The sequence below is a fragment of the Iodobacter sp. CM08 genome (assembly GCF_033446605.1).
Taxonomy (GTDB): Bacteria; Pseudomonadota; Gammaproteobacteria; order Burkholderiales; family Chitinibacteraceae; genus Iodobacter.
Genome location: NZ_JAWQUO010000095.1, coordinates 1 through 1,366 on the forward strand (window position 1 = coordinate 1; position 1,366 = coordinate 1,366).

2 protein-coding genes are annotated in these 1,366 nt (G+C 47.8%); both read right to left on the minus strand.

Going from position 1 to position 1,366, the window contains the following annotated elements; translation table 11 throughout:
• Positions 1–232: hypothetical protein (locus R6242_RS22195; RefSeq protein WP_318431067.1), on the minus strand; the 232-nt coding region annotated here is incomplete at its 3' end.
• 1 nt (position 233) lies between these two features.
• Positions 234–962: a DUF3304 domain-containing protein gene (locus R6242_RS22200; RefSeq protein ID WP_318431069.1), complete on the minus strand. Its 729-nt coding sequence runs from the start codon at positions 960–962 to the stop codon at positions 234–236.
• Positions 963–1,366: the final 404 nt, after the last annotated feature.

Consider the following 1,366-nt stretch of genomic DNA (forward strand, 5'->3'; position numbering starts at 1 on the left):
TCGTGCCCTTGCCCGGATAAGCCTCGTAGAGGCGGGCCACATTGCTATGGCAGTATTCGGGCGTATCGCGATATTTATTGTTATTGGTGCCATCGAAAAAAAAGCCGAGAAAAATGTCTTCTTCACAGGTGAGGCAGGAGGGGGTGTCTTGGTTCTTTAAGCGAATACTAATTTCATTTTGAGTAAGTACCAGCGGCTTAATTGAGCACTCCTCAGCAAATCGAGCTGGCATATCAATCTTCCTTATAATTTATGTTACACATTTTTTTATCGATATCCCAACTAGACAAACATTCAGCTTGCCATTTCATACAACCGATTTTTGCTTGCTCTGGGTGCTCCCGATAAGCATTTGCGGCGATAGTATTGGGCTGGCAGGCTGCACGGTACATGCTTGCGCTTTCTTCTTTTGACCCAATCCGATACTTAGGCAACGACTGCATGCAAAATTTCTTCGTATTTTTCTTTAAACACGCTTCCAGCGGTGGCGCTTTGATTTTTCCTGGCCAATCTGGGTGCGCTGGTTCGACGGGCGAGGCGAGCACTTCCAGCTGATGCTCGGGATAAAACACCAGATACACATCGCCAGGTTTTTGATAGCGGGGTAATTCCAGTGTTTGCCGGTAAATTTCAGGGCGAATTTCCTTATCGGCCTCCTGCCATTCCACCTTAATTTTAATCCCCGGCCGCCAGACTTTAGGTAAGTTCACGCAGCAGCTTTTGGCCCCACCCGCCGCCAGCGGTACAACAATCCCTCCGGCAATCGCTTCCTTTGGGCTGCTGCCCGACACATCAAAGGCGGTGTACTTAATTTCTAAATCGGCGTTGTAATTCACCTGATCCACCGATACCGTTACGCTATCAGCAGGCACTGCCGCTGCGGCGGCGTCACCAGATGAGGGCTCTTTTTGGCAGGCAAACAATAATGGGATGAACAAGATACATAGATACTTTTTAACCACGGCTATTTCCTTTGTGCTGCGTAACTCATTTGAACCACAGCCCTAAGCGCTGCAATTTAAGTGCCCATAATGCAACGCTATCAGGATGATCTTCCTGTAGGGCGGGTGAAACCCGCGAGAGATGCTGAAAAATACGCGGGTTTCACCCGCCCTACGATGCATCAAAGCTGACAAGCGCAGAGCGCTTCATGGCTATCCCCCAGCTTTTTAAACGGCGTAGCTACGCCAGGAATATAGGTTTTACGGTATAAAAGTGGATCGGTTCCCGGCCCTTTTAAATAGGCTCTGTCTGCGTTAACAGTTGAAATACGTTCTTCTCGCTATACTGAAATATAGGTCGCAAGGAGAAAGCATCATGAAATCTTCTGTATTTCACGAATGGATGAAATCTTTGCCGCAATTGA